Origin of the sequence: Paenarthrobacter nitroguajacolicus (genome assembly GCF_051027655.1) — a bacterium.
In the GTDB taxonomy this organism is placed as follows: Bacteria; Actinomycetota; Actinomycetes; order Actinomycetales; family Micrococcaceae; genus Arthrobacter; species Arthrobacter nitroguajacolicus.
This window is the reverse complement of sequence record NZ_CP073234.1, coordinates 752702-774506: the sequence shown is the minus strand read 5'-3', so window position 1 is coordinate 774506 and position 21805 is coordinate 752702. Positions and strand designations below refer to the sequence as shown.

The window sequence follows — 21805 nt, the reverse complement described above, 5'->3', positions numbered from 1 at the left end:
TCCGATCCTTCTGCTGTTCCGGCTTCCACTCCGCCTGCGCTCCCCGGGTTGCCAGGGCTGACTGCCCGGCAATCCGAGTTCTCCTTCTCGGTGGGTAAGCGCCTCACGGAAACGTGCCCGCCGTCGGACGCTCAGGTAGACGCCAACGGCGGCCCTTTCCTAGGCCGAACCGGAACCATCACCACACCGCACGGGACCATCCAGACGCCCGCGTTCATCGCCGTCGGCACCAAGGCAACCGTGAAGGCGGTGCTGCCGGAGTCCATCGCCGAGCTCGGTGCGCAGGCTGTGCTTGCCAACGCCTACCATCTGTACCTACAGCCGGGGCCGGAGATTCTCGACGCCGCTGGCGGGCTTGGCGCGTTCATGAACTGGGCGGGGCCGACGTTCACCGACTCCGGCGGATTCCAGGTGATGAGCCTGGGCTCGGGGTTCAAGAAGGTCATCGATATGAAGAATGTGGACAGCTCCGGTCCGGATGACGCAGTAGCGCCCGGCAAGGAGCGGCTGGCGCACATTGACGACGACGGTGTCTGGTTCAAATCGCACCTGAACGGAGACCGGCACCGGTTCTCCCCCGAGATCTCCATGCAGGTCCAGCACCAGATCGGCGCGGACATCATGTTCGCCTTCGACGAGCTCACAACGCTGCAGAACTCGCGTGCGTACCAGGAGGAATCGCTGGAACGGACGCGGCTCTGGGCTTTGCGCTGCCTGGAGGAGCATGCGTCGTTGACTTCATCCCGCGTGGACAAGCCGTATCAGGCATTGTTCGGCGTCATCCAGGGCGCCCAATACGAGGACCTCCGACGCAAGGCATGCCAGGATTTGGGTGCCATGCCCTTTGACGGGTACGGGATCGGCGGTGCTCTGGAGAAGGAAAACCTGGGCACGATTGTGCGCTGGTGCAACGAGGAACTGCCCGAAAACAAGCCGCGGCACCTGCTGGGCATCTCCGAACCGGACGACATCTTCACGGCCATCGAGAACGGCGCCGACACCTTCGACTGCGTCTCCCCCACACGTGTTGCCCGAAACTCGGCGTTCTACACCCCGTACGGCCGGTTCAACCTGTCCGGGGCTAAGTACAAAACCGATTTCGGGCCACTGCAGGACGGCTGCGACTGCTACACCTGCGTGAACTATTCACGGGCCTACATCCACCATCTGTTCAAGGCCAAGGAAATGCTCTCGGCAACCCTGATCTCCATCCATAACGAGCGCTTCGTGGTGAAAATGGTGGACGACGCGCGCCTGGCCATCGAATCCGGGGACTTCTTCGAGTTCAAGGCGGAGACCCTGGGTCGGTACTACTCGTAGGCGTCGAGATCGCCGGAAGCGTGCGTGAGCGTGCGGAAACTTCCGGCGAACTCACACGTTTCCGGCGATCTCGGCCCGAGACTAGGCTGCGGCCACCCCGTAGCTGGGCTCGCGCTTCTTGATCCAACCAACCACCAGCACGGTGACCGGGACGAACAGGAATTCCACGGCGGTCTTGTACACAAAGCCAACCAGGACGTAGTTCAGGAACGAGCCGAAGTCCGTGATGCCGATGACCGACGCCGCGATGGTGCAGAAGATCAGGGTGTCCACGAATTCGCCCACCACGGACGAGCCCATCAGGCGCGCCCACAGGGACTTCTCGCCCGTGCGCGCCTTCATCTTCACCAGGATCCACGAGTTGATGGTCTGCCCGGCCAGGAAAGCCAGCAGTGAACCGAGGACGATCAGCGGAACCGGGCCCAGAGCACCTTCGATGGCTGCTTGCTTTGCGGTGCCGTACTCGTCGCTGAAGCCGGGAAGCACGATGATGATCCAGTAGCAGAGCGATGCGAACACCGAGAGCGCGAACGAAGTGATGATGGCTTTGCGCGCCACCTTGAAACCGTAGACCTCGCTCATCACGTCACCCAGGATGTAGGCGATCGGGAAGAGGAAGAACCCGCCGTCAGTGATAATCGGCCCGATCACCACGCCCTTGGAAGCGCCGATGTTGGACAGGATCAGCACCACGGCCATGATGGCCAGCATGATGCCGAAATACGGGGAACCGATGGAAGCGAAGCGCGGAGCGGGCTTGCTCAAAGTACTGGAGCCTGAGGGCGAGGGCATGGGTCATCCATTTCGTAGTGGTTCGCGCAGGCTCCCTGGTGGGGGAACCCCGCTGTATTAGCACTGTGGGTTGGTGGGGCATCCGGCCCGGCACCGGTTCCATTCTCCCACTCCTTCATCCCCAACGCTCGCTCACCTCCCACGGGCTTGACCCCAACGCTCGCTCACCTCCCACGTGCTTGAACCAAACGCTCGCTCACCTCCCACGTGCTTGAACCAAACGCTCGCTCACCTCCCACGTGCTTGAACCAAACGCTCGCTCACAGACCCACTTTTGAACACGTTCAGAAACCATGGCATACTCATTCTTGAACACGTTCAAAAATGAGTATGAGGAGCGGCACCATGGCAGCAAAGAGTGAGCAGACGCGCCAGCTGGTGGCCGACGTCGCGCTAAAGATGTTCCGTGAAATCGGCTTCGAAAAGACCACCATGCGCGCCATCGCCCAGGAGGCCGGAGTCTCGGTCGGCAACGCCTACTACTACTTCGCCTCAAAGGACGAACTCGTCCAGGAGCTCTACATCCAAGTGCAGGACGAACACGCCGTGGTGGCAGCGCAGGCACTCGAAGGCATCCAGGATCTCGCCGGGCGCCTCAAAGCAGTTCTGCACACAGGAGTGGACGTCATGTCTCCGTACCACCAGTTCGGTTCCGACTTCATTGCGACCGCGATCCGGCCGTCGTCGCCCGTCAACCCGTTCGGCGAGGCGTCCACCGCCGCCCGCGAGGCTTCCCTCGCGATCTTCCGGTCCGCCGTCGAAGGCTCGTCCCCCGCCGTCGCGAAAAAATTGCGCGGCGATCTGCCCGAACTGCTGTGGCTGGCGTACATGGGCGTCGCGCTGTTCTGGGTTTACGACCGGTCCGAGGGCCAGCGCCGCACACGGAAATTAATCGACGGCGCAGCCCCGCTGGTGGCCCGAGGCTTGTCACTCGCGAAAATTCCCGGAGTCAGCAAGGTCTTCGACGACGTCCTGGGGCTCGTGCGAAGCGTCAAGGAAGACTCGTGATGCGGAGGACGGTGGCGATTGCCGGCGCCAGCGGCTTCATTGGAAGCTACTTCCGGCGTCGGTTTGTTGCTGAAGGATGGGTGGTGCGGACGGTCGGGCGGGACACTTCGGCTGACGCTCAATGGCACGACGACGGCGCCATCACCAAAGCGCTTGACGGCACCGAACTGCTGGTGAACCTCGCCGGACGCTCCGTGAATTGCCGTTACAACGAGCGGCACCGGCGGGAAATTCTGGACTCCCGGGTGTTGACGACACGGGCGTTGGGCCGTGCGGTTGCCGCTTGCGCCGAACCTCCACGGACCTGGATCAACTCGAGCACCGGCACCATTTACCGACACGCGGATGACGAACCCCAGTCTGAGGCGTCTGGCGAGCTGGGCAGCGGATTCTCCGTGGACGTTGCCCGCGCTTGGGAGGACGAGTTGGCGGCAGCTTCAGTTCCGGACACACGAAAGGTGCCGCTGCGGATTGCAATTGCCTTGGGTGCGGGTGGCGTCATGAGCCCCCTCCGGAATCTTGCTCGGCTGGGCCTGGGCGGGTACATGGGTCCGGGGACGCAGAAGTTCAGCTGGATCCATGTGGAGGACTTGTTTAGGACGGTGTTGTTCGTGCACGAGCACACTGAGCTGACCGGACCGGTGAACGCGGCAACACCCTATCCTGTGGACAACCGCGAGCTGATGTCACACGTCCGGCAAAGCGCGGGTAGTCCGTTCGGCATCCCAACACCCGCGTGGCTCCTCGAAGCCGGCGCCATCCTGATCCGTACTCAAACAGAGCTTGTGCTGAAGAGCCGATGGGTGGAGCCCCGGAAACTGCTCGACGCCGGGTTCGCGTTTGAGCACCCAACCCTGGCCGGTGCCCTCAACCAGATCGCCGAGGGCAGAGCCGAACGCTCGCTCACATAATCACCCCTTCAGCCGAACGCTCGCTCACATAACCCGGAGGTAGTCATGAGCCAGAACCCTTGGTCAATCGATGAAGAGTACGCGCCGGCAACAAGGAGCCCATCCACCGGATGGCGCTACGGACCGAAGGATCGGGTGGTGCTGGGAGGCAAAGGACTGACTCTGGGCATCGCCGTGGCGCACCTGACGTTCTGTGTGTTGCTGTCCAGTCAGAGTCCCGAGTGGGCCGTTGTCTTTTTCATCTACAGCCTGCTCCCCGTCTGGGCAGTTGGTGCCGCGGTAGGTTCCATCCTCGGACTCGCCCTGCGACGCGTTCGGAATCAGTGGCTTCACGTGGCCGCATTCTTCGCTGCGGGATTGCTCATGTGTGTGCCTTTCGGCGCATTTTCGTCCACGGGTTCACTTCTGTTTTCGTCGTCGATTGCCGTCGCAGCGGGAGTTGGCCGCCTTGCCATCTGGAAACTGGTGCGCATCAACCGTGCCGGTGAACCTATATAGCGCGGAACATCCCGCTCATAGTCGGCGTATGCCTCCCCAAATCGCTGTCGGAGCATGGATTCTTCCCACAACGCGCCCAGATGTTCCACCAGCATTCCAGCAGGCATAGTCACCACGGGCCAGGCAGAACCCCTGGACACCGCCACCCCTGCGTGAATCATCCACCACCCGAGATACATCGGATGGCGGCTCGCAGCATAGGGGCCGGTGGTCACTAAGCCCTCGGGATGGCCCAGCTGAAAGATTCCCGCCGTTTCACGCCGGCGCTCCCAAACCGCCCAACCGGTGATTCCTGCGCCGGCCAGCACCAACACAGCGCCGGCCGCTTTATGTCTGCCGCTGCGCTCAGGGACGGAAACGGGATGCAAGCGGTTGAGGACTGCATCCAGCACCAGACCGGCAACTTGTCCCGGCGGCAGCGGAACATTGGCTGCCTCCTGTTCCACTGCGCGCGCCACACGCAGAAATGCGCCCATGCCAAGAAGATAACCCCGGCGGTTCAGGAAAGCCACAGCGGAAGCTGCAGCCGGGAATCCAAGGCAAGCGACCGCCGTCGGACCTCAACACGGGCCACCCGAAACCTAAGGAAGTGTTAGGAAATCCCCCTCGAGCTAGGGCTGTGCCGTGCATCACCCATAGTTTGGAACATGTCCTCTTCACCTTGGAGGGCCTTTCTTAGTCGACGAAGAGCCATGCGCAAGGACGCCATGAGCACCAGCTTCATGGACAGAACGAACTCATGCAAGACACGGCTGCCATATCAGGCGCCGTCCAGGAAGGTTCATTGATGAGCACCCAACAAGCTGAAACTCTGAGCGAAGCCGCCCAGACACGCAAGGCCGTGAGCAACATCCTCAAGGGCTCCGCGGGCAACCTCGTGGAGTGGTTCGACCTCTACGTCTACACGGTTTTCGCGGCGTATTTCCAGTCGCACTTTTTCAACTCCTCGGACGACCTGCAGGCAGGGCTTGAGGCGATGGCCGTCTTCTCGACGTCGTTCCTCATGCGCCCGATCGGCAGCTGGTTCTTCGGCCGCTACGCCGACCGCAAGGGCCGCAAGGCTGCGCTGACACTCAGCGTGACCATGATGTCTGCCGGGTCCTTCGCCATCGCCATTTTGCCGACGCAGGATGTCATCGGCCTCTGGGCCCTGATTCTGCTGGTGTTCATCCGCATGGTCCAGGGTTTCTCAGTGGGCGGCGAGTACGGTACCAGCGCCACCTACATGTCCGAAGCTGCAACGGCCAAGCGCCGCGGCTTCTTCTCCAGTTTCCAGTACGTCACACTGATCGGCGGCCAGATGCTGGCCCTCCTGGTGCTGGTGATCCTGCAGAACACCATGAGCAAGGAGGACCTGACGGAGTGGGGCTGGCGCATTCCGTTCGCCATCGGAGGCGTGGCTGCGCTGGTCGTTCTCTGGCTCCGCCGTTCCATGGAAGAAACCCTCTCTTCCGATCAGCTCCGCGCCGCGCACGTCAAGGTTGCGGGCGAAGCACAGCCCGGCACCATGAAGCTGCTGTTCACCAAACACTGGAAGCCACTGCTCATCTGCATCGGCATCACCCTCGGCGGCACCGTGGCGTTCTACACGTACACCAACTTCATCCTGAAGTTCATGAACGATACGTCCGGCATCGCCAAGACCGATACCTCCGTGATCAACTTCTGGGCGCTGTTCATCTTCATGTTGCTGCAGCCCGTGTACGGCATGCTCTCGGACAAGATCGGCCGCAAGCCGTTGCTGATCTGGTTCGGCGTCACAGGCGTACTGTTCACGTGGCCGCTGCTCTCCACATTGGCTGGAACCAAGGATCCGTTCGTGGCGTTCCTCCTGATGTTCGGTGGCCTGCTGATGGTGGGCGGCTACACATCCATCAACGCGCTGGTGAAGGCTGAACTGTTCCCGGCATCCATCCGCGCGCTCGGCGTTGGACTAGGGTATGCGATTGCCAACTCGCTGTTCGGCGGGACGGTTCCGCTGATCGGTGCGGCCCTGCAGAAGTCGGGCCAGGTGGACATGTTCTTCACCTATGTCACGGCTGCGATCTTCATCTCCCTGCTGGTGTACATCTTCGCGCTAAAGAACAAGAAGCCGACGCACTTGGACGCGGAGCAGGGCAACGCCTTCGCGGCAAAGGGCACTGCGAAGGACGACGACGACAAGAAGGACCTCGTCAACGCCTGACCTGGCTGCCTTGTGAGGCCCGCTTTGCGCCCTTTGGATACTCCGAAGAGCGCAGAGCGGGCCTCACAACGTTAAGCTCTAGTAGCGAAGCAAACCTGCGAAGCAAACCTGCGAACCAAAGCCCGCGAACCAAAGCCCGCGAACCAAAACCCGCGAACCAGCCCAGCAAGCCAAAGGACCCTGACCGTGCACGTGCTCATCGTCGAGGATGACGACGCCATGGCGTCGGCCTTGAGTGCAGCCGTCGCCTCCGCCGGCCACAAGCACACCCGGGTATCCCGCGGCGAGGACGCACTCCTGGCCCACCGGCAACACGAAGTGATCCTGCTGGACCTCGGCCTTCCGGACCTGGATGGCTTGGACGTCCTGCGCAAACTGCGCCAGGTCACACAGATCCCCATCTTGATCCTGACCGCGCGCGACGACGAACGGAGTGTGGTGCTGGGTCTCCGGTCCGGAGCCGATGACTACCTGGTCAAGCCCGTGAAGCTCGTGGAATTGCTCGCCAGAATCGAAGCTGTCACCCGGCGCACCAGCCGTTCCGGCCAGGAAGCTCCGCATGCCATTGTCCTCGGAGGTTTGGAAGTAGACCTCGATCGCCGGGTGGCCTCGGTGGGCACAAGACAACTCGCCCTAACCGCAACCGAATTCGACCTCCTCAGCCTGCTGGTCAGGAACGCAGGGTCGGTGGTGACCCGGGAGCAGATCCTGGACGCACTCTGGGGCGATGCATTCCTGGCGCACTCCCGGTCCTTGGATGTGCACCTGACAGGCCTCAGGTCCAAGCTCCAACTTCCCGGGTTCATCATCAACGTCCGAGGCGTCGGCTACCGCGTAGAGCAACCGTGAAAGTCCGCGTCCTCGGCATCCTCAGCCTGCTGGTTGTTGTCATTGTGGTGACGGTATCCAGCGTGATCCTGACATCGGCCAGCAGGGAGCTCACCCAGGAGCTGCAGATCAACCGCGTCGCAGCCCTCAACCGCTTTGCGCAACTGGCCAGCGACGCCGCTGAGGACAACAACACAACCCAACTGCAGCGCGAGATGGACCGCTATTCGGAGCTTTATGGTGAAGGAATCCTGATCCGGCTTCAGCAGCAAACGGTAAGCTCCGGCAACCTCAGCGACGACCAACCGGAGGTCAGCGACGCACTGAACCGGGCGAGCCTCAATCTCAGCGACACTACACTGAACCCCATCCGGGCGTTCGGCACCGGCAACGACTTCATCTCCCGGTCCTTCGGCACGGCCAGCCAGGTCCTCGGCGAAGTGGTTGTTGAAGTCAACCTCGACGCAGCCCGGCAGAAGCTACGGGAGCGGTGGCTCGTCGTCGGACTTGCCGCGGTGGCGCTGGGCATGCTGCTGCTCATTGCGGCGTCGCGGATCACAGCTTGGGTTTTGCGCCCGGTCTACCGGCTGAGTAAGGCAGTCCACGAGCTCGCGGCCACGGGCAAAACCAGCCAGCTTCCCGAAGCCGGTCCGCCTGAATTGCGTGAGTTGAGCCGCTCCTTCACGGCCATGGCCGACACCGTGACCCGGAGCATGGAGTCGCAGCGCCGGCTCATCGCCGATACTTCACATCAACTCCGGAACCCTGTTGGGGCGCTGCGGCTTCGGATCGATCTGCTGCAGCTCGCCTTGAACTCGGAGCCTGAGAAGGACGCGGCCGCCGGCGTCGTGGCCGAACTTGAGCGGGTGGAAGAAATGCTCGACGGCGTGCTGAAGCTGGCAACCGCTGAACACCGCGCCTCTGAAGGCTCTGCCCGTGTGGAGCCGGCATCAGATCACAAACGCCTAGCCGTCATCGACCCCTTCCCTGTCCTGCAAGGTGAAGTCGAGAGGGCGACGCCGGCCGCTCGCCTTGCCGGGTCGGAGCTGACGTTGGCGGGCCCAGCGTCGGAAAACCAGATCGTTTGTGACCCGGATGAACTCGCGCACATGGTGGGGGAACTCCTCGCCAATGCCCTCAAATACGCTCCGGGGGCACGCATCACGGTGGCGAGCCGGCAGGCGCAGGGAGGCACCGCCGTCGAGGTTTCCGACGACGGTCCCGGCCTCCCGGCCGATCAACTCGCCGCGTCCACCACCAGATTCTGGCGGGCACCACAGCACAGCAGGATCCCCGGCAATGGGCTGGGTATGACCATTGTGGAACGGCTCGCTGAAGCGAACGGCGCGAAGCTGGTCCTGGAAGCGAATGAGCCACACGGGCTGACTGCCCGGCTGGAATTTGCGCGGCCGAGGTACGGTTCGCATGCCTGAGTTACCTGCGATCTCCCGGCGAAGCGCCCTATTAGCAGTTGCCGTGCTCAGCTTGGGCGGCGGCCTGCTCGCATCAACTGCGGCCTGCACACCGGAGGAACGGCCACCGGAACTGACCGTTGCCGGCGGCGAGTCCGGCGGCTTCTACTTAGAGTTTGCCGCCCTCCTCGCGGACCTGCTGCAGCGGGAAGGGGTGACTGAAAAGGCAATCGCACTGACCACCGGCGGAAGTCTGGAGAACATCCAGCGGGTCTTATCCGGCGAGGCCACGCTCGCCGTCGCACTGGCCGACGCCGCCGCGCAGGCCACAGCCCTTGGCAAGGACGACGGGCAGTTGGTGGCGCTGGGAAAGGTGTACCAAAACTACGTCCACTGCATTGTGCGCGAGGACAGCGGCATCCGAACCTTCGCCGACCTCGCCGGGAAGACCGCGGGCGTGGGCGAAGTGGGCTCAGGCACTACCCTGACGGCCGGCCGAATCATTGCTGCCGCAGGACTCTCGGGTGCGACGGCAGGGCCGGGCAGGGCCGTGAGGCAGGTCAACCTTGGGTTGAACCAAGCGCTGGCGTCACTGCGAGACGGTTCGATTGACGTGATGATTCAGTCCGGAGGTGTCCCTACTGCACCCATCGCTGCCGCGGCACAGTCCCTTGGCGTGCGGCTCCTCGACCTCTCCGAGCTCGTTCCGGCAACACGGGCTCAGTCGGAATTCTTCTACGACCGCGTCCTCATTCCCGCAAACAGCTACGGAGACGCGCCTGCCGTGTGGACCGTGGGAGTGGCCAACCTGCTTCTGTGCCGCAGGGATCTGGCGGATCATGTTGTTCGGCAGATCGTGGATTTGCTGGTGGGGCAGGCTCAGGATCTGGTGCCGAAGTCCAGCACTGGCGTTCAATTCCTCAGCCCGGAAACTCTGATCAACACAGCTGGCCTGCCCCTGCATCCGGCTGCAGAGGCGACTTACCGGGCGCTGCACGGTTAAGCCTGCACGGTATGCCGGGCGGCGCGAAAATCGGTGTGTGACGGAGCGAATGGCAAAATGGAACACATGACTTCAGCCGTTGCCCCTGCCATTGCCCTGACCATCGCCGGCTCCGAAGCGACCGGTGGCGCCGGCGCGCAGGCCGACCTCAAGACCTTCCAGGAACTCGGAGTGTTCGGCATCGCGAACCTCACGTGCATCGTTTCCTTCAACCCGCTGGACAACTGGAACCACCGCTTTGTGCCCGTGGACCAGCAAGTCATTGCAGACCAGTTGGAAGCCACGACGGCGGCATATGGTGCCGCTTCCGGCGCACCTTCCGTGCTGGATACCGTGAAGATCGGCATGCTCGGAAGCCCGGCGACCATCAGCACCGTGGAAAACGCACTGACCGACGGCTCCTTCAGGCACGTAGTGCTGGACCCGGTGCTGATCTGCAAGGGACAGGAACCGGGCCACGCCCTGGACACCGACCAAGCCTTGAAGGCGCAGATCCTGCCGTTGGCTACGTTCGTCACTCCCAACCACTTCGAGGCCGAGTCGTTGTCCGGACTCACCATCACCGATGAAGAGTCGCTCAAGGCCGCCGCCATTCGCATCCATGAGATCAGCGGCGCAGCAGTCCTTGCCAAGGGTGGGGTTCGGCTGGAAGGCCCGGACGCCGTCGACGTTTACTACGACGGCGAGACGCTGGAGGTCCTGCGCGCGCCCAAGGTTGGCGAGGTAGCTGTATCCGGTGCCGGCTGCTCGCTTGCTGCCGCAGTGACTGCCGAGCTGGCCAAGGGTGCGGCGCCGCTGGAAGCTGCCCGAACGGCGAAGGCTTTCGTGACCGCCGGCATCACGAACCGAGTGTCCTCGGGTGCTCCGTTCGATGCCCTGTGGCAGGGCGGGGCCAGCTAGCGCGAGACCTTGCCCATGAGCGAGGCGATCGGGCGCAGGAACAGGGGCCGGGCCAGGAACCAAGCGGCCGCCGTGAAGACAATGGATGCTGCGAAGATCCCGAAGCCCCACCAGCTGCTGTTGTCGTCGTTGGAGGCGTACATGTGGTTGAGGTTCCGCAGGGCACCGGTTGCCAACACCAGTGTCACGTGGACGATCACGAATGCCACGAAGTAGATCATCACCGGGAAGTGGATCTTTCGGGCCAGCTCGATCGGGTAGAACTTGTTGATCGCAGCCTTCTTGGGCCACGCACCGGACATCCGGATGCCCGTGATGATGGCCAGCGGCGCGGCAATGAAGACCGTGATGAAGTAGGTGAGGAGCTGGAGGCTGTTGTAGTTGTTCCAGCCGTTTTCAACGGGCCAGTTCAGTGATGCGTACTGCAGCCCGGCCGAGATGGCATTCGGGAAGACGTCCCAGCTGGTGGGAACGATCCTCAGCCACTGACCGGTAGCGAAAAGCAGCACGATGAAAATGATGCCGTTCAGGACCCAGAGCGCATCCAGAGTCAGGTGGAACCATAGGTCCAGGCTGATCTTGGTGGGGGGATTCTTGGTCTTGATGAAACCCTTGTTGTTCCGGGTCCAGTTGGCAGCCGGGCGGGTGGTGGTGCGCACCTGCCAGCCCGACCGGATGATCAGGACAATAAAGAACATATTGAGGAAGTGCTGCCAGCCAAGCCAGGCCGGGAACCCTGTGGGGGCGCCTTCAGGAATGGCCGAGTGCCCCGGGTAGTCGGTGAGGAACTGTTGCACGGGCTGGAGGGTCCGGAGCCATTGCGCAACGAGCACCAGGATCAGTGCCACCACCAAAGCTCCTGCGGTGACGACGACGGGTTTGAACCACCTGTTCGACGTGATCCCGGACGACTTGCTTGAAACGGACATCAGGCCGCGTTCCTCTCTGGCTTGTTTGGCTGCGACCAGTTGGCGCTATATAGCGATTCAACCAGTTGCAGCCCGACGGTGAAAACGGCACCCGGGTTTCGGGGCGTTCGACGTCAAAAATCGCAGCATTCGGATACACGCCGCAACATGCATTTCTAGAACAGACTTCCAGAATTATTTCCTGTTCCCTGTGGGCCAGTCAAGGCTTGGTGTTGGCTATGTGGATTCTCTCCAGAGTAAGATTCCAAAAAATGGCCGGGCAACACTCCGGTCTTCTTCTGCCTGCGAGAGGACCGAGAGCGTGGTTCGCAAAACATCCGATGCAGCCACCACTGCCGGCTCCTGGCAGTGGACCCGCACTGCGGCAACACAGCGCAATCTCCTGGACGCGGCTGCCAGCGTTTTCGTGGAGCACGGCTTTACCGACGCGAGCATCTCGGACATCGTGGCGCGGGCAGGATCCAGCGTGGGCAGCCTCTATCACCACTTTGGCGGGAAGACTGAGCTCTTCCTCGCCCTGTGGGACGACTACCAAAACGAACACGAGCGCTTGGTCGCCGCGTCCGTGGCGAAGGCGCGCAAGGCCGGTGAGAACGACCCCCTTGCGCTGTTCAACGTGGGCAGCCGCAGCTACTTCGACTACACCTGGAAGCACCGGCACTTGGAGCGGGTGTTCATTGAGGGCGACACTCCCCCGGGTTTCGAGGTACTCCGGCGGGAACGTGGGCGCGAGTGGGTGCGGCAAAATTCCGTGCTCCTGGGCGCCAGCGACGACACCCTTGGCAGGCTCACCGTTGCCGTGATCACGGACATCATCACCGTCGCCGGGCAGGAAGTGGCCTTCAGTCACACAAAGCGCGAGGCCGACGAGGTTGTCGAAGCCGCTGCAGTGCTGGTGGGCCGCTTGATCCGCTAGCTTCGCGGGTCCGCCACCCATCCCATGAACAGGGGCATTCCGGTCCCGACGTGAACGATCTGGTAGTGGAAGGGGTGGTCGAGGACGATCTCCCGCTCCGGAACCACGGCACTGGAGGCCTCCGCATTCATCTGGGTCACCGCGGAGGCAATGGTCCCCTTTTCGGCAACGGTGATGTTGGCTGCCTGAGCCGCCTGCGTCAGTTTCATGCCCTGCTGGATCGCGTCGAAATCTTTGTCCGTGGCCAGCATCTGGTTGAGTCCGAGCGTTTTGAAGACTTTCCGCAGCTCAAACGTGGTCTTGTGGTCCCACTTGGGGAGGCTGATCTGGACCATGCCCTGTTTGGCTGCACCCAATCCTTTAGCCACGTCCGCCAGCACTGCCGCAGAAGCGGCGGCCTGTCCCGCCGCACCTGACGAACCACCCGAACCCGGCGCATCGCCGTCGGGCAGTACCAGCCGCATGACAAAACCCTCGGCGTAAGGCAGATCCGCGGCCTGCCATCCGGGCCCTTCGGCGTATGCCATGGTGAGCGAAGAGTGCATCATTGGCACGTTGATTACTTCCCCGTTGCCCTTGGTGAAGGGGCCGTCCGACGTGTCGTCCGCATCGAAGGGCGTTTGCCAGGCGGCGGCGAAGTAAAGGGCATTGAGCAGGCTGAAGGTGTTGTCAGGATCGTATTGTGCAGGTGCTTCCTTGATCCGGCCGCCGGTGTTCCTGCTGACCCACTGGTCGATTGCTGGTTTGGTAACGGCCTCGTCCCGAAAGTTCACCGGGTAGACGCCTGTGCCGAAATGTTTGGCGAGGGTGGCGAGAAAGGCCTCGCCGGTGGGCACGCCTTTGTCAGTGAACAGCCCGTTGGCGGCGTGCATGACCGGCTTACGCGGCGGGTTCTCTTCGTCGACTGAGCCGGGGTCGCCGTCGAACTTTTCGAGGGAGGCGAGCAGTGCGTTCATCGTTTCGTCGCGCCCCTCTCCGGGAAAACCCAGGGCTGAGTCCATCTCCGCAGCAGTGGCCCCGGATGCCCCGGCCCGAAGCATGCTCAACGCAATCAGCAGGCTGGCGGGCGACGACACTACGTTGCCGTTATCCGAGTCGCCGCCATCGGCGAGTAGCGTGGCGCCGAGCTTGCGCGCCGACGCATTGAACGCGGCAAGCTGCGCCGAGTAGTCCGTCGTCTGGACTGAAACTCGAGTCACGCCGTCGGCGGTTTGGAGCCCGACGTCGGTTGGTTGCGGCGCGCAGGCAGTGATAGTGGCGGAACCGCTCACCAGCGCTGCTGCCGCGAGCAGCGCTGTGACTCTGCCGGTTCGCTTCATGGCGCATCCCCCTGTTTGGCGTTGTTCTCACATGGTGCTCCGTTTGAGGATGGAATTCACCCGAAGTGAGAGAGGGATCGCCAAATGTTGCCAGAACGTGAGCGAGCGTCACGCTCAAGCCCGAGGGATGTGAGCGAGCGTCACGCTCAAGCCCGAGGAACGTGAGCGAGCGTCACCGTTCGGAGTGCGCCGCCAGGAACGAGTACACCTCGGTCTCGTCCACGCCGGGGAATGCGCCGGGAGGCATGGCGGCGAGCAGGTGCGAATGCGCCCGGGCGGACGGCCAGGCGTTGCCGGCCCACTCGTTCGCCAATGACGCCGGCGGACGCTTGCAGCAGTTCGGGTCCGGGCAGTTGGACGTTGCACGGGCGGTGGTCTCCCGGCCTCGGAACCACTTCACGTGCTGGTACGGGACACCGATACTCAAAGAGAACTCACCGGCAGCTGACCGTTCAGTGCGGGCCGTGCACCAGTAAGTGCCCGAGGGCGTGTCCGTGTATTGGCTGTAAGCGCTGAACTTGTCCGGCACGTCAAACACCGCACGCGACGTCCACGCTTTGCACGACGGCTGCCCTTCAATCGCTCCGGTGTGATCTTGCGGGAAGGTCACGCCGTCGTTCTCGTATGCCTTGTAGATGATGCCGGACTGATGTGTTTTCTGGAAGTGCGTGGTGATACCCAGGTGCTTGGTGGCCAGGTTGGTGAAGCGGTGTGCGGCAGTTTCGTAGGACACCGCGAAGGCATCCCGGATGTCTTCCACGGCGATTTCCTTGGCGGCCTTGGCCTTTTGCAGGAACTCCACCGTAGCCTGCTCCGGAAGCAGCAAAGCGGCCGCGAAGTAGTTGGTGGCCACTCGCTGCGCCAGGAAATCCCCATAGTTCCGCGGAGTTTCATGCCCAAGGACATAGTGTCCAAGCGCCTGCAGGAGCACTGAACGGGGGTCGTGATCCTGGCGTTGGTTCTGCGTCAGATAAATTCTGCGGTTCTTCAAATCGGTCACGGACCTCGTGGAATGGGGAAGATCACCCACATGGTGCAGGGTGAAACCGAGGTTCTCTGCGATGTCCGCGATGACGTGCTGACTCAGCGGACCGGTGGTGTAACCCACCCCCTTGAGGACCTTCTGCGCCTCGGCCTCGTACTCGGGGAAATAGTTGCCGCGCTCGCGCATCATGGCACGCAACTCGCCGTTCGCGCGGCGGGCTTCTTCCGGCGTCGCCACTTGCTCGTTAAGTTTGCGTTCGAGCTCCTGAAGCAGCCCCACCTGCGACTCCAGCACATCCAGCGGAAGCCGCGAGCTGATGCGGATTTTGGGCAGGTTGAGGGATTCATACAGGGGTCCCCGCTGGTACCGTTCCAGCTCAATTTCCAAGGCCGCCCGGCGGCTCGGCGGCTCGGCTCCGAGCAGCTGATCGATGGTCACGTTCAGTGAGGCAGCGAGCTGCTGAAGGAGCCCCAACTTGGGTTCGCGTTTGCCGTTTTCTATAAGGCTCAGCTGGCTCGGTGCGGTCCCGACGGCGGCACTCAAGTCGTCAAGGGTCAGCCCGGCCTGCTTGCGCAGATGGCGCACGCGGCGGCCAAGGCTGATGACGTCCAGTTCAGGGGACGCAGCGGACAACGACGGCGACGCGACTTCGCGATTCCAGCTCACAGGCGACATTTCTTGAGAATACGCGAAGAAGTGCATTTCTTTCCATAGTTTTCCTCTAGTAACCCTCTTGGAAGTGCAGAAAAGTAGGTCTTACGAAAAAGAAATACAGACCCCGGGCAAGCCGGCCGATGCAGCAAAGGCGCAGCGGAGGCCGGCCCGGGCACCACCTAGGAGATCAAAGATGACCGCTTCATTTGAACCAGCAGAGCAGACCGCAGAGCAGCAGGCCGCAGCGCTGGAACTTGAATGGTCCGCCAACCCGCGTTGGGAAGGCGTCACCCGCGATTACTCGGCTACTGATGTCGTCCGCCTCCGCGGTCGCGTCTCCGAAGAGCACACCCTGGCCCGCCGCGGCTCGGAGAAGCTGTGGAAGCAGCTCACCGAGGAAGCACCCACCGGCGGCTACACCAACGCTTTGGGCGCCCTGACCGGCAACCAGGCCGTGCAGCAGGTCAAGGCAGGCCTCCGCGCAATCTACCTCTCCGGCTGGCAGGTAGCCGCAGACGCCAACCTTTCCGGCCAGACCTACCCGGACCAGTCCTTGTACCCGGCAAACTCGGTACCCCAGGTTGTCCGTCGCATCAACAACGCCCTGCTCCGCGCTGACCAGATCGAATATGCTGAGGGCGTCAAGACTGTTGAGGACTGGCTGGTCCCGATCGTCGCCGACGCCGAAGCCGGCTTCGGTGGCCCGCTCAACGCCTACGAACTCATGAAGTCCATGATCACCGCCGGCGCGTCGGGCGTTCACTGGGAAGACCAGCTCGCTTCCGAAAAGAAGTGCGGACACCTCGGCGGCAAGGTCCTGATTCCCACCCAGCAGCACATCCGGACCCTGAACGCAGCCCGCCTGGCAGCCGACGTCGCCGGCACCCCCACCGTGGTCATCGCCCGCACCGACGCTGAAGCCGCAACGCTGATCACCTCCGACGTTGACGAGCGCGACCAGGAATTCATCACCGGCGAGCGCACTGCGGAGGGCTTCTACAAGGTCCGCAACGGGATCGAACCCTGCATCGCCCGCGCCAAGGCCTACGCGCCGTACTCCGATCTCATCTGGATGGAGACCGGCACCCCGGACCTGGAACTGGCCCGCAAGTTCGCCGAATCGGTCAAGGCAGAGTTCCCGGACCAGATGCTCTCCTACAACTGCTCCCCGTCCTTCAACTGGCGCAAGCACCTGGACGACACCACCATCGCCAAGTTCCAGCGCGAACTCGGTGCCATGGGCTTCACGTTCCAGTTCATCACCCTGGCCGGCTTCCACGCCCTGAACTACTCGATGTTCGACCTCGCCCACGGCTACGCCCGTGAAGGCATGAGCGCGTACGTCGAGCTTCAGGAAAAGGAATTCGCCTCCGAGTCCCGCGGCTACACCGCCACCAAGCACCAGCGCGAAGTCGGCACCGGCTACTTCGACGACATCGCCACAGCGCTCAACCCGAACGCATCCACCCTCGCACTGGTCGGATCGACCGAAGAGGGCCAGTTCCACTAAATTTCTCCCAACTAGATAGCAGTAGATGCCGTTATGGACGTCCAAAACGGCATCTACTGCGACTCAGTTGGGTCCCTGAAAGGACACTCCCATGAACAGCTTCACTGACAACTTCACTATTAATGGCATCACCATCACTGCACAGCCCATCTGCCGGCAGAACGAGGTTTTGACTCCGGACGCCTTGGAGTTCATCGGCAAGTTGCACAAGGCTACTGCTGATCGTCGTCAGGAGCTGATGCAGGCACGGCATGCACGCCGTGGGCAGATCGCCGCCGGCCAGGACCCGCGGTTCCGCCCGGAAACTGAGGGCATCCGGAACGACCCGTCGTGGCGAGTGGCTCCCCCGGCACCTGGTTTGGAGGATCGCCGTGTGGAGATCACGGGCCCGGTGGATAAGAAGATGACCATCAACGCCCTGAACTCGGGTGCGAAGGTCTGGCTCGCTGATATGGAAGACTCCTCCACACCGACGTGGCGCAACGTCATCCAAGGCCAGCTGAACCTGACCGATGCTTTGGAGCGGCGCATCGATTTCACCTCCCCCGAGGGCAAGGAATACAAGCTCAAAGCTGCCGAGGACCTGCCCACCATCGTGGTTCGTCCCCGTGGCTGGCACCTGCCGGAGAAGCACATGCTGATCGACGGCAAGCCGATCGCCGGCGGCATCGTGGACTTTGGTTTGTTCTTCTTCCACAACGCGCGCCGCCTGCTCGCCCAGGGCAAGGGACCATACTTCTACCTGCCGAAGATCGAGAACCACCTCGAAGCCCGCCTGTGGAACGACATCTTCGTCCTGGCCCAGGATCTGCTCGGCATCCCGCAGGGCACCATCCGCGCCACGGTGCTGATTGAAACCATCACGGCCGCGTTCGAGATGGAGGAGATCCTGTACGAACTGCGCGACCACGCCTCGGGTTTGAACGCCGGGCGTTGGGACTACATCTTCTCGCTGATCAAGAACTTCCGTACCCGTGGACCGCGTTTCGTGCTCCCTGACCGTGGCCAGGTGACCATGACCCAGCCGTTCATGCGTGCTTACACGGAGCAGTTGGTCCGGGCTTGCCACCGTCGCGGTGCCATGGCGATCGGTGGCATGGCTGCCGCTGTTCCCAACCGCAAGGACGAAGCAGCAAACCAGGCCTCGTTCGAGAAGGTCCGGGCGGACAAGACCCGCGAAGCCAACGATGGTTTCGACGGCTCCTGGGTGGCCCACCCGGACCTGGTGCCTGTTTGCCGGGAAGTCTTTGACTCAGTTCTCGGAGACCGCCCCAACCAGTTGGACCGCTCCCGCGAGGACGTAACCCCCGATGACCGGGCACTGATCGATATTGCCAGCACCGAGGGCACCATCACCGAGGGCGGCGTTCGCCTGAACATCGAGGTGGGCATCCGCTACATCGAGTCCTGGCTGCGCGGCAACGGAGCTGTGGCCATTCACAACCTCATGGAAGACGCCGCCACAGCCGAGATCTCCCGGTCCCAGCTCTGGCAGTGGATCCACTCCCACGCCATCACCGACCACGGCGACATCATCACCCGCGAATGGGTGGAAGACATGCTGGACGAGGAATACGCCCGACTGGAACGCTTCGATGGAGACCGCTTCGCTGACGCCCGCGCCATCTTCGAAGAAGTCACCCTGGCCGAGGAATTCCCCACCTTCCTGACCATCCCTGCGTACGCCCGTTTCCTCACCGAGGCCCGTGAAGAGGCCACGGAAGAGGAACTCGTCGCGGCCTAGATCTACTGGGTAGCGACACAATCAAGCCCCGACGCTGGGCTGCCTGCACTCTTCGCAACAAGTGACCCCGACCGTCGGGGAGGCAGCCCAGCAACGGGGCTTACCTGTGCGCGTCACTCCGCTTCGCTGCGTAGCTGCGCAGCATGCCGTGCGCACGGCACGTTCAGCACGGAACCCCCGAATCGGGCAGGGTTGGATCGGGGGCAGGGTTGGATCGGGGGCAGGGTTGACCACGCTCAGGGTTGGGCCGGCTCAAGCCCAGCTAGCGCTGCCGGGCCACCCAGCGCACCGACAACGTGGTGCACACGCAGAACGTGAGCACCGAGCCGAGGATCACAAACAAAGGCGCCGTCCAGCCGTCGGTCACACTGTGGACGTAGCCAACGATGGTGGGAGCCAACGCAGCGAAGCAGTAGCCAACGCCTTGCACCACGGCGGACATCTTTCCGGCAGCTGCCTGCGATTGTGCGAACTTGATGATGGCAATGAAGATCACCGTGATGCCTCCACCCTGTGCAACACCTCCCAGCGAGGACCACATCCACCACCACGAAGGCGCCAGCAACAGACCCACGGGAACGGTAAGCCACAGCGCGCTCAAGGTGACCGCTACCGCCGTCGTACTGGCGAAACGGGCCAGAAGCGGTACGCCCAGGCCGCCCACAATGGCGAAGATCTGGAAGAGCGACGAGCCTGCACCGGCGTCGGCGGTGCCCATGGCGAGTTCGTCGGACAGGAAGCTCGGCAGCCAGGCGGTAACTCCGTAGTAGGAGAACGCCTGGCCCGCGAAGCCAAGTGTGAGGCCGACCGTCAGCCACCGAACACCCGCAACACGACCGGACAAGGAAGCAGGAGGAGCAGGAACCGCCAACGGAACAAAAGCCTTCCGAGCACCAACAGTGGGCACCCAGAACACGATGGCCGCCAAGGCCAACAACGCACTCGCAGCCAAGGCAAGCCTCCACCCCACCAGCTCTGCAAGGGGCGCCGTAGCCACGGAAGTGAGGAAGGAGCCGACGTTCAGCGCAGCCGTGTAGACGCCCATGGCCGTTGCCTGGCGCCGGGGCGCGAAGTCGCGCCGGATGATGAGCGGCACTGCGATGTTGCCGATAGTGATGGCCACACCAATGATGACGGTGCCCGCCATCACCGAAACGCCACCGCCGCTGGAACGGACCACTACGCCGGCCAGCACACCAAGAAGCGTGAGCATCACGGCGACTTCTGCCCCAAGACGGCGGCCCGCCAATGAGGCCAAGGGCGAAGCGAGGGAGAAACAGAGCACGGGGATGCCGGTCAGCAGTCCAAGCTCAACCGGTGAAAAACCGAGGTCCTGCTGAAGGGAATCCACCACGGGCGCCACGGCCACGAAAGGGCCCCGCATGTTGAGGGCGATCAGCCCGATGCACGCGAGGATCAGCCAGCCACGGGGAACTTTGGCGAGGAATTGGCTCATTGGACGCACGAAGAAGCAAGGAAATTAGACATCACTTTCATTGCTATCACGGCGCTACCCGGCAACGGGCATCCGGAAACGCTCATCCCGCAGCTTGGAGGGTGGCCTCAATCACTGATGGAGACAGGACGTGCTGGGTGACCATGTGGCTGGCGCCCAGTATCGCGGCGCGCTGCCCGGCCATGGAAATGCCGATGCGCAGGTGCGTGGTGGCCAGGGGCAGGGAGCGCCGGTAGACCACTTCGCGGATTCCGGCCACCAGATGCTCGCCGGCCTCCCCCACGCTGCCGCCGATGATAATTATGGACGGGTTGAGCAGGTTGACCACGGTGGCCAGCACATCGCCGACGTCACGCCCGGCCTGCCGAAGTGCCTGAATTGCCTGCAGGTTGCCTTCACCAACAAGCCGCAGGACGTCCGCGCCATTGGTAGCTTCCAGCCCCTGTGACTGTAGCTGGCGCGCGACGGCGGGACCTGAAGCAAGCGCCTCGAGGCACCCGTGATTGCCGCAACGGCAGAGGACGTCGTCGCCGCGCGGTACACGGACGTGGCCGAGATCGCCGGCGGTGCCATTGGCGCCGCGCTGCAATTGGCCGCTGCTGATGATGCCGGCGCCGATGCCCGTGGCTACTTTGACGAACAGGAAGTTCTCGTGGTCCGGCCAATACGCCGTGCGTTCGCCGAGGGCCATGATGTTGACGTCGTTATCAACCAGAACGGGAACCGGCAGGTAGCGCTGAACGTACGTGACGACGTCGAATCCGTCCCAGCCAGGCATAATGGGCGGCTTCACCGGGCGACCCGAATCGTGTTCAACGGGGCCGGGTAGCCCGATACCCATGCCGGCCAGGTCGCCCGGCTCCCGTCCGGATTCGGCCAAAAGCTCCCTGCCTGCAGTCACTACGCGGCCCAGGACGACGTCCGGGCCATCGGCGACTTCCTGCCCCAATCGTCGCTCCGCCAAGACGTTGCCGCCGAGGTCGGTGACGGCAACAATCACGTGGGTAGCTCCGACGTCGACGGCAAGGACCACCCGCGCTGCCGGATTGAAAGCAAAACGCGACGGCGGCCTGCCGCCGGTGGAGGTCGCTTCACCGGCGGGCCCGACGAGGCCCGAGTTGATGAGCGCGTCAATGCGTGAGGCCACCGTTGACCGGGCCAACCCGGTGGTTTCGGCGAGCTCAGCACGAGTGCGGGCTTTGCCGTCGCGGAGGAGTTGGAAGAGGTTCCCGGCGCGTGAAAGATTGCCGACCTCTGGCGCGGAGGTGTATCCGGCGTCAGTTCCGGCAGCTGTTGTCATCCATTTAGTGAAGCATGATTGCTTATGCATGTCATCCAGCGAAAGTTAATCTGAAAAACCATGACTTTTGCTAGACGCTCGGCAAAAGTCCCTCTAGGCTGAAAAGAGTCCAGAACGCCCCTCCCGGAAAAGGAA

General features: G+C 62.8%; 18 protein-coding genes and 1 pseudogene. 12 read left to right on the top strand and 7 right to left on the bottom strand.

The window, feature by feature from the left end; translation table 11 throughout:
• Nucleotides 1-48 precede the first annotated feature (48 nt).
• Nucleotides 49-1320 carry a tRNA guanosine(34) transglycosylase Tgt gene (gene tgt / locus KCX59_RS03910; RefSeq protein WP_179018908.1) on the top strand — a complete coding sequence of 424 codons (1272 nt, stop codon included), beginning with the start codon at nucleotides 49-51 and terminating at the stop codon, nucleotides 1318-1320.
• Between the two features lie 81 nt (nucleotides 1321-1401).
• Here the strand turns inward: tgt and KCX59_RS03905 are convergent, their stop codons facing one another.
• A complete protein-coding gene (locus KCX59_RS03905) occupies nucleotides 1402-2112 on the bottom strand; it encodes a queuosine precursor transporter (protein ID WP_091465298.1) in 711 nt (236 codons plus the stop codon).
• A 345-nt stretch (nucleotides 2113-2457) separates the two neighbouring features.
• On the opposite strand from KCX59_RS03905, the gene KCX59_RS03900 reads away from it, so the two are divergent.
• From KCX59_RS03900 to KCX59_RS03890, 3 genes are read left to right on the top strand one after another with little or no spacing between them, the layout of a single operon-like run.
• Complete coding sequence (locus KCX59_RS03900; RefSeq protein ID WP_178993329.1) at nucleotides 2458-3120, top strand: TetR/AcrR family transcriptional regulator; 663 nt, start codon at nucleotides 2458-2460, stop codon at nucleotides 3118-3120.
• Nucleotides 3120-4031: a TIGR01777 family oxidoreductase gene (locus tag KCX59_RS03895; RefSeq protein ID WP_179018910.1), complete on the top strand. Its 912-nt coding sequence runs from the start codon at nucleotides 3120-3122 to the stop codon at nucleotides 4029-4031. The genes KCX59_RS03900 and KCX59_RS03895 overlap by 1 nt, the downstream gene beginning before the upstream one ends.
• Before the next feature lie 45 nt (nucleotides 4032-4076).
• Nucleotides 4077-4529, top strand: a complete 453-nt coding sequence (locus KCX59_RS03890) for a hypothetical protein (RefSeq protein WP_256871575.1) — start codon at nucleotides 4077-4079, stop codon at nucleotides 4527-4529.
• A 92-nt stretch (nucleotides 4530-4621) separates the two neighbouring features.
• Here KCX59_RS03890 and KCX59_RS03885 read toward each other — a convergent pair.
• Nucleotides 4622-5005, bottom strand: a pseudogene (locus KCX59_RS03885) (methyltransferase family protein); the annotation flags it as partial.
• Nucleotides 5006-5316: 311 nt separating this feature from the next.
• On the opposite strand from KCX59_RS03885, the gene KCX59_RS03880 reads away from it, so the two are divergent.
• The 5 genes from KCX59_RS03880 to KCX59_RS03860 all read left to right on the top strand — a co-directional run bounded on the left by KCX59_RS03880 (nucleotide 5317) and on the right by KCX59_RS03860 (nucleotide 10857).
• Nucleotides 5317-6714 carry an MFS transporter gene (locus KCX59_RS03880; RefSeq protein WP_179018778.1) on the top strand — a complete coding sequence of 466 codons (1398 nt, stop codon included), beginning with the start codon at nucleotides 5317-5319 and terminating at the stop codon, nucleotides 6712-6714.
• A gap of 186 nt (nucleotides 6715-6900) precedes the next feature.
• Complete coding sequence (locus KCX59_RS03875; RefSeq protein WP_178993326.1) at nucleotides 6901-7563, top strand: response regulator transcription factor; 663 nt, start codon at nucleotides 6901-6903, stop codon at nucleotides 7561-7563.
• A complete protein-coding gene (locus KCX59_RS03870) occupies nucleotides 7560-8975 on the top strand; it encodes a sensor histidine kinase (RefSeq protein WP_179018780.1) in 1416 nt (471 codons plus the stop codon). The genes KCX59_RS03875 and KCX59_RS03870 overlap by 4 nt, the downstream gene beginning before the upstream one ends.
• Nucleotides 8968-9957, top strand: coding sequence for a TAXI family TRAP transporter solute-binding subunit (locus KCX59_RS03865; RefSeq protein WP_179018782.1), 990 nt, complete (start codon nucleotides 8968-8970; stop codon nucleotides 9955-9957). The genes KCX59_RS03870 and KCX59_RS03865 overlap by 8 nt, the downstream gene beginning before the upstream one ends.
• A 66-nt stretch (nucleotides 9958-10023) precedes the next feature.
• Nucleotides 10024-10857 (top strand): hydroxymethylpyrimidine/phosphomethylpyrimidine kinase, encoded by an 834-nt coding sequence (locus KCX59_RS03860; protein WP_370629225.1) that lies wholly within the window; start codon nucleotides 10024-10026, stop codon nucleotides 10855-10857.
• Here the strand turns inward: KCX59_RS03860 and KCX59_RS03855 are convergent.
• Entirely contained in the window at nucleotides 10854-11786 is a 933-nt protein-coding gene (locus KCX59_RS03855) for a cytochrome b/b6 domain-containing protein (protein WP_091465285.1), read from the bottom strand. The genes KCX59_RS03860 and KCX59_RS03855 overlap by 4 nt on opposite strands.
• Nucleotides 11787-12087: 301 nt before the next feature.
• Here KCX59_RS03855 and KCX59_RS03850 point away from each other — a divergent pair, with 301 nt between their 5' ends.
• Entirely contained in the window at nucleotides 12088-12702 is a 615-nt protein-coding gene (locus KCX59_RS03850; protein ID WP_179018786.1) for a TetR/AcrR family transcriptional regulator, read from the top strand.
• On the opposite strand, the gene KCX59_RS03845 is transcribed toward KCX59_RS03850, so the two are convergent.
• The gene (locus KCX59_RS03845; protein WP_179018788.1) at nucleotides 12699-14021 is read right to left on the bottom strand and encodes a serpin family protein; all 1323 of its coding nucleotides are present in this window, start codon (nucleotides 14019-14021) and stop codon (nucleotides 12699-12701) included. The genes KCX59_RS03850 and KCX59_RS03845 overlap by 4 nt on opposite strands.
• Before the next feature lie 172 nt (nucleotides 14022-14193).
• Complete coding sequence (locus tag KCX59_RS03840; protein ID WP_091465280.1) at nucleotides 14194-15708, bottom strand: XRE family transcriptional regulator; 1515 nt, start codon at nucleotides 15706-15708, stop codon at nucleotides 14194-14196.
• Between the two features lie 145 nt (nucleotides 15709-15853).
• Between KCX59_RS03840 and aceA the strand changes: the two genes are divergently transcribed.
• Complete coding sequence (gene aceA, locus KCX59_RS03835; RefSeq protein WP_178993320.1) at nucleotides 15854-17170, top strand: isocitrate lyase; 1317 nt, start codon at nucleotides 15854-15856, stop codon at nucleotides 17168-17170.
• A 91-nt stretch (nucleotides 17171-17261) separates the two neighbouring features.
• Nucleotides 17262-18914, top strand: coding sequence for a malate synthase A (aceB, locus tag KCX59_RS03830; RefSeq protein ID WP_179018790.1), 1653 nt, complete (start codon nucleotides 17262-17264; stop codon nucleotides 18912-18914).
• Between the two features lie 262 nt (nucleotides 18915-19176).
• On the opposite strand, the gene KCX59_RS03825 is transcribed toward aceB, so the two are convergent.
• Nucleotides 19177-20370: an MFS transporter gene (locus tag KCX59_RS03825; protein ID WP_179018792.1), complete on the bottom strand. Its 1194-nt coding sequence runs from the start codon at nucleotides 20368-20370 to the stop codon at nucleotides 19177-19179.
• 82 nt (nucleotides 20371-20452) lie between these two features.
• Nucleotides 20453-21670: an ROK family transcriptional regulator gene (locus KCX59_RS03820; protein ID WP_179018794.1), complete on the bottom strand. Its 1218-nt coding sequence runs from the start codon at nucleotides 21668-21670 to the stop codon at nucleotides 20453-20455.
• Nucleotides 21671-21805: the final 135 nt, after the last annotated feature.

Bases quoted from the DNA above. Each gene is read 5' to 3' on its own strand.
- KCX59_RS03820 (WP_179018794.1), bottom strand. From the start codon at position 21,670: ATGACAACAGCTGCCGGAACTGACGCCGGATACACCTCCGCGCCAGAG.
- KCX59_RS03905 (WP_091465298.1), bottom strand. From the start codon at position 2,112: ATGCCCTCGCCCTCAGGCTCCAGTACTTTGAGCAAGCCCGCTCCGCGC.
- KCX59_RS03880 (WP_179018778.1), top strand. From the start codon at position 5,317: ATGAGCACCCAACAAGCTGAAACTCTGAGCGAAGCCGCCCAGACACGC.
- KCX59_RS03865 (WP_179018782.1), top strand. From the start codon at position 8,968: ATGCCTGAGTTACCTGCGATCTCCCGGCGAAGCGCCCTATTAGCAGTT.
- KCX59_RS03855 (WP_091465285.1), bottom strand. From the start codon at position 11,786: ATGTCCGTTTCAAGCAAGTCGTCCGGGATCACGTCGAACAGGTGGTTC.
- KCX59_RS03890 (WP_256871575.1), top strand. From the start codon at position 4,077: ATGAGCCAGAACCCTTGGTCAATCGATGAAGAGTACGCGCCGGCAACA.
- KCX59_RS03900 (WP_178993329.1), top strand. From the start codon at position 2,458: ATGGCAGCAAAGAGTGAGCAGACGCGCCAGCTGGTGGCCGACGTCGCG.
- aceA (WP_178993320.1), top strand. From the start codon at position 15,854: ATGACCGCTTCATTTGAACCAGCAGAGCAGACCGCAGAGCAGCAGGCC.
- KCX59_RS03895 (WP_179018910.1), top strand. From the start codon at position 3,120: ATGCGGAGGACGGTGGCGATTGCCGGCGCCAGCGGCTTCATTGGAAGC.
- KCX59_RS03825 (WP_179018792.1), bottom strand. From the start codon at position 20,370: ATGAGCCAATTCCTCGCCAAAGTTCCCCGTGGCTGGCTGATCCTCGCG.
- KCX59_RS03860 (WP_370629225.1), top strand. From the start codon at position 10,024: ATGACTTCAGCCGTTGCCCCTGCCATTGCCCTGACCATCGCCGGCTCC.
- KCX59_RS03840 (WP_091465280.1), bottom strand. From the start codon at position 15,708: ATGCACTTCTTCGCGTATTCTCAAGAAATGTCGCCTGTGAGCTGGAAT.
- aceB (WP_179018790.1), top strand. From the start codon at position 17,262: ATGAACAGCTTCACTGACAACTTCACTATTAATGGCATCACCATCACT.
- KCX59_RS03845 (WP_179018788.1), bottom strand. From the start codon at position 14,021: ATGAAGCGAACCGGCAGAGTCACAGCGCTGCTCGCGGCAGCAGCGCTG.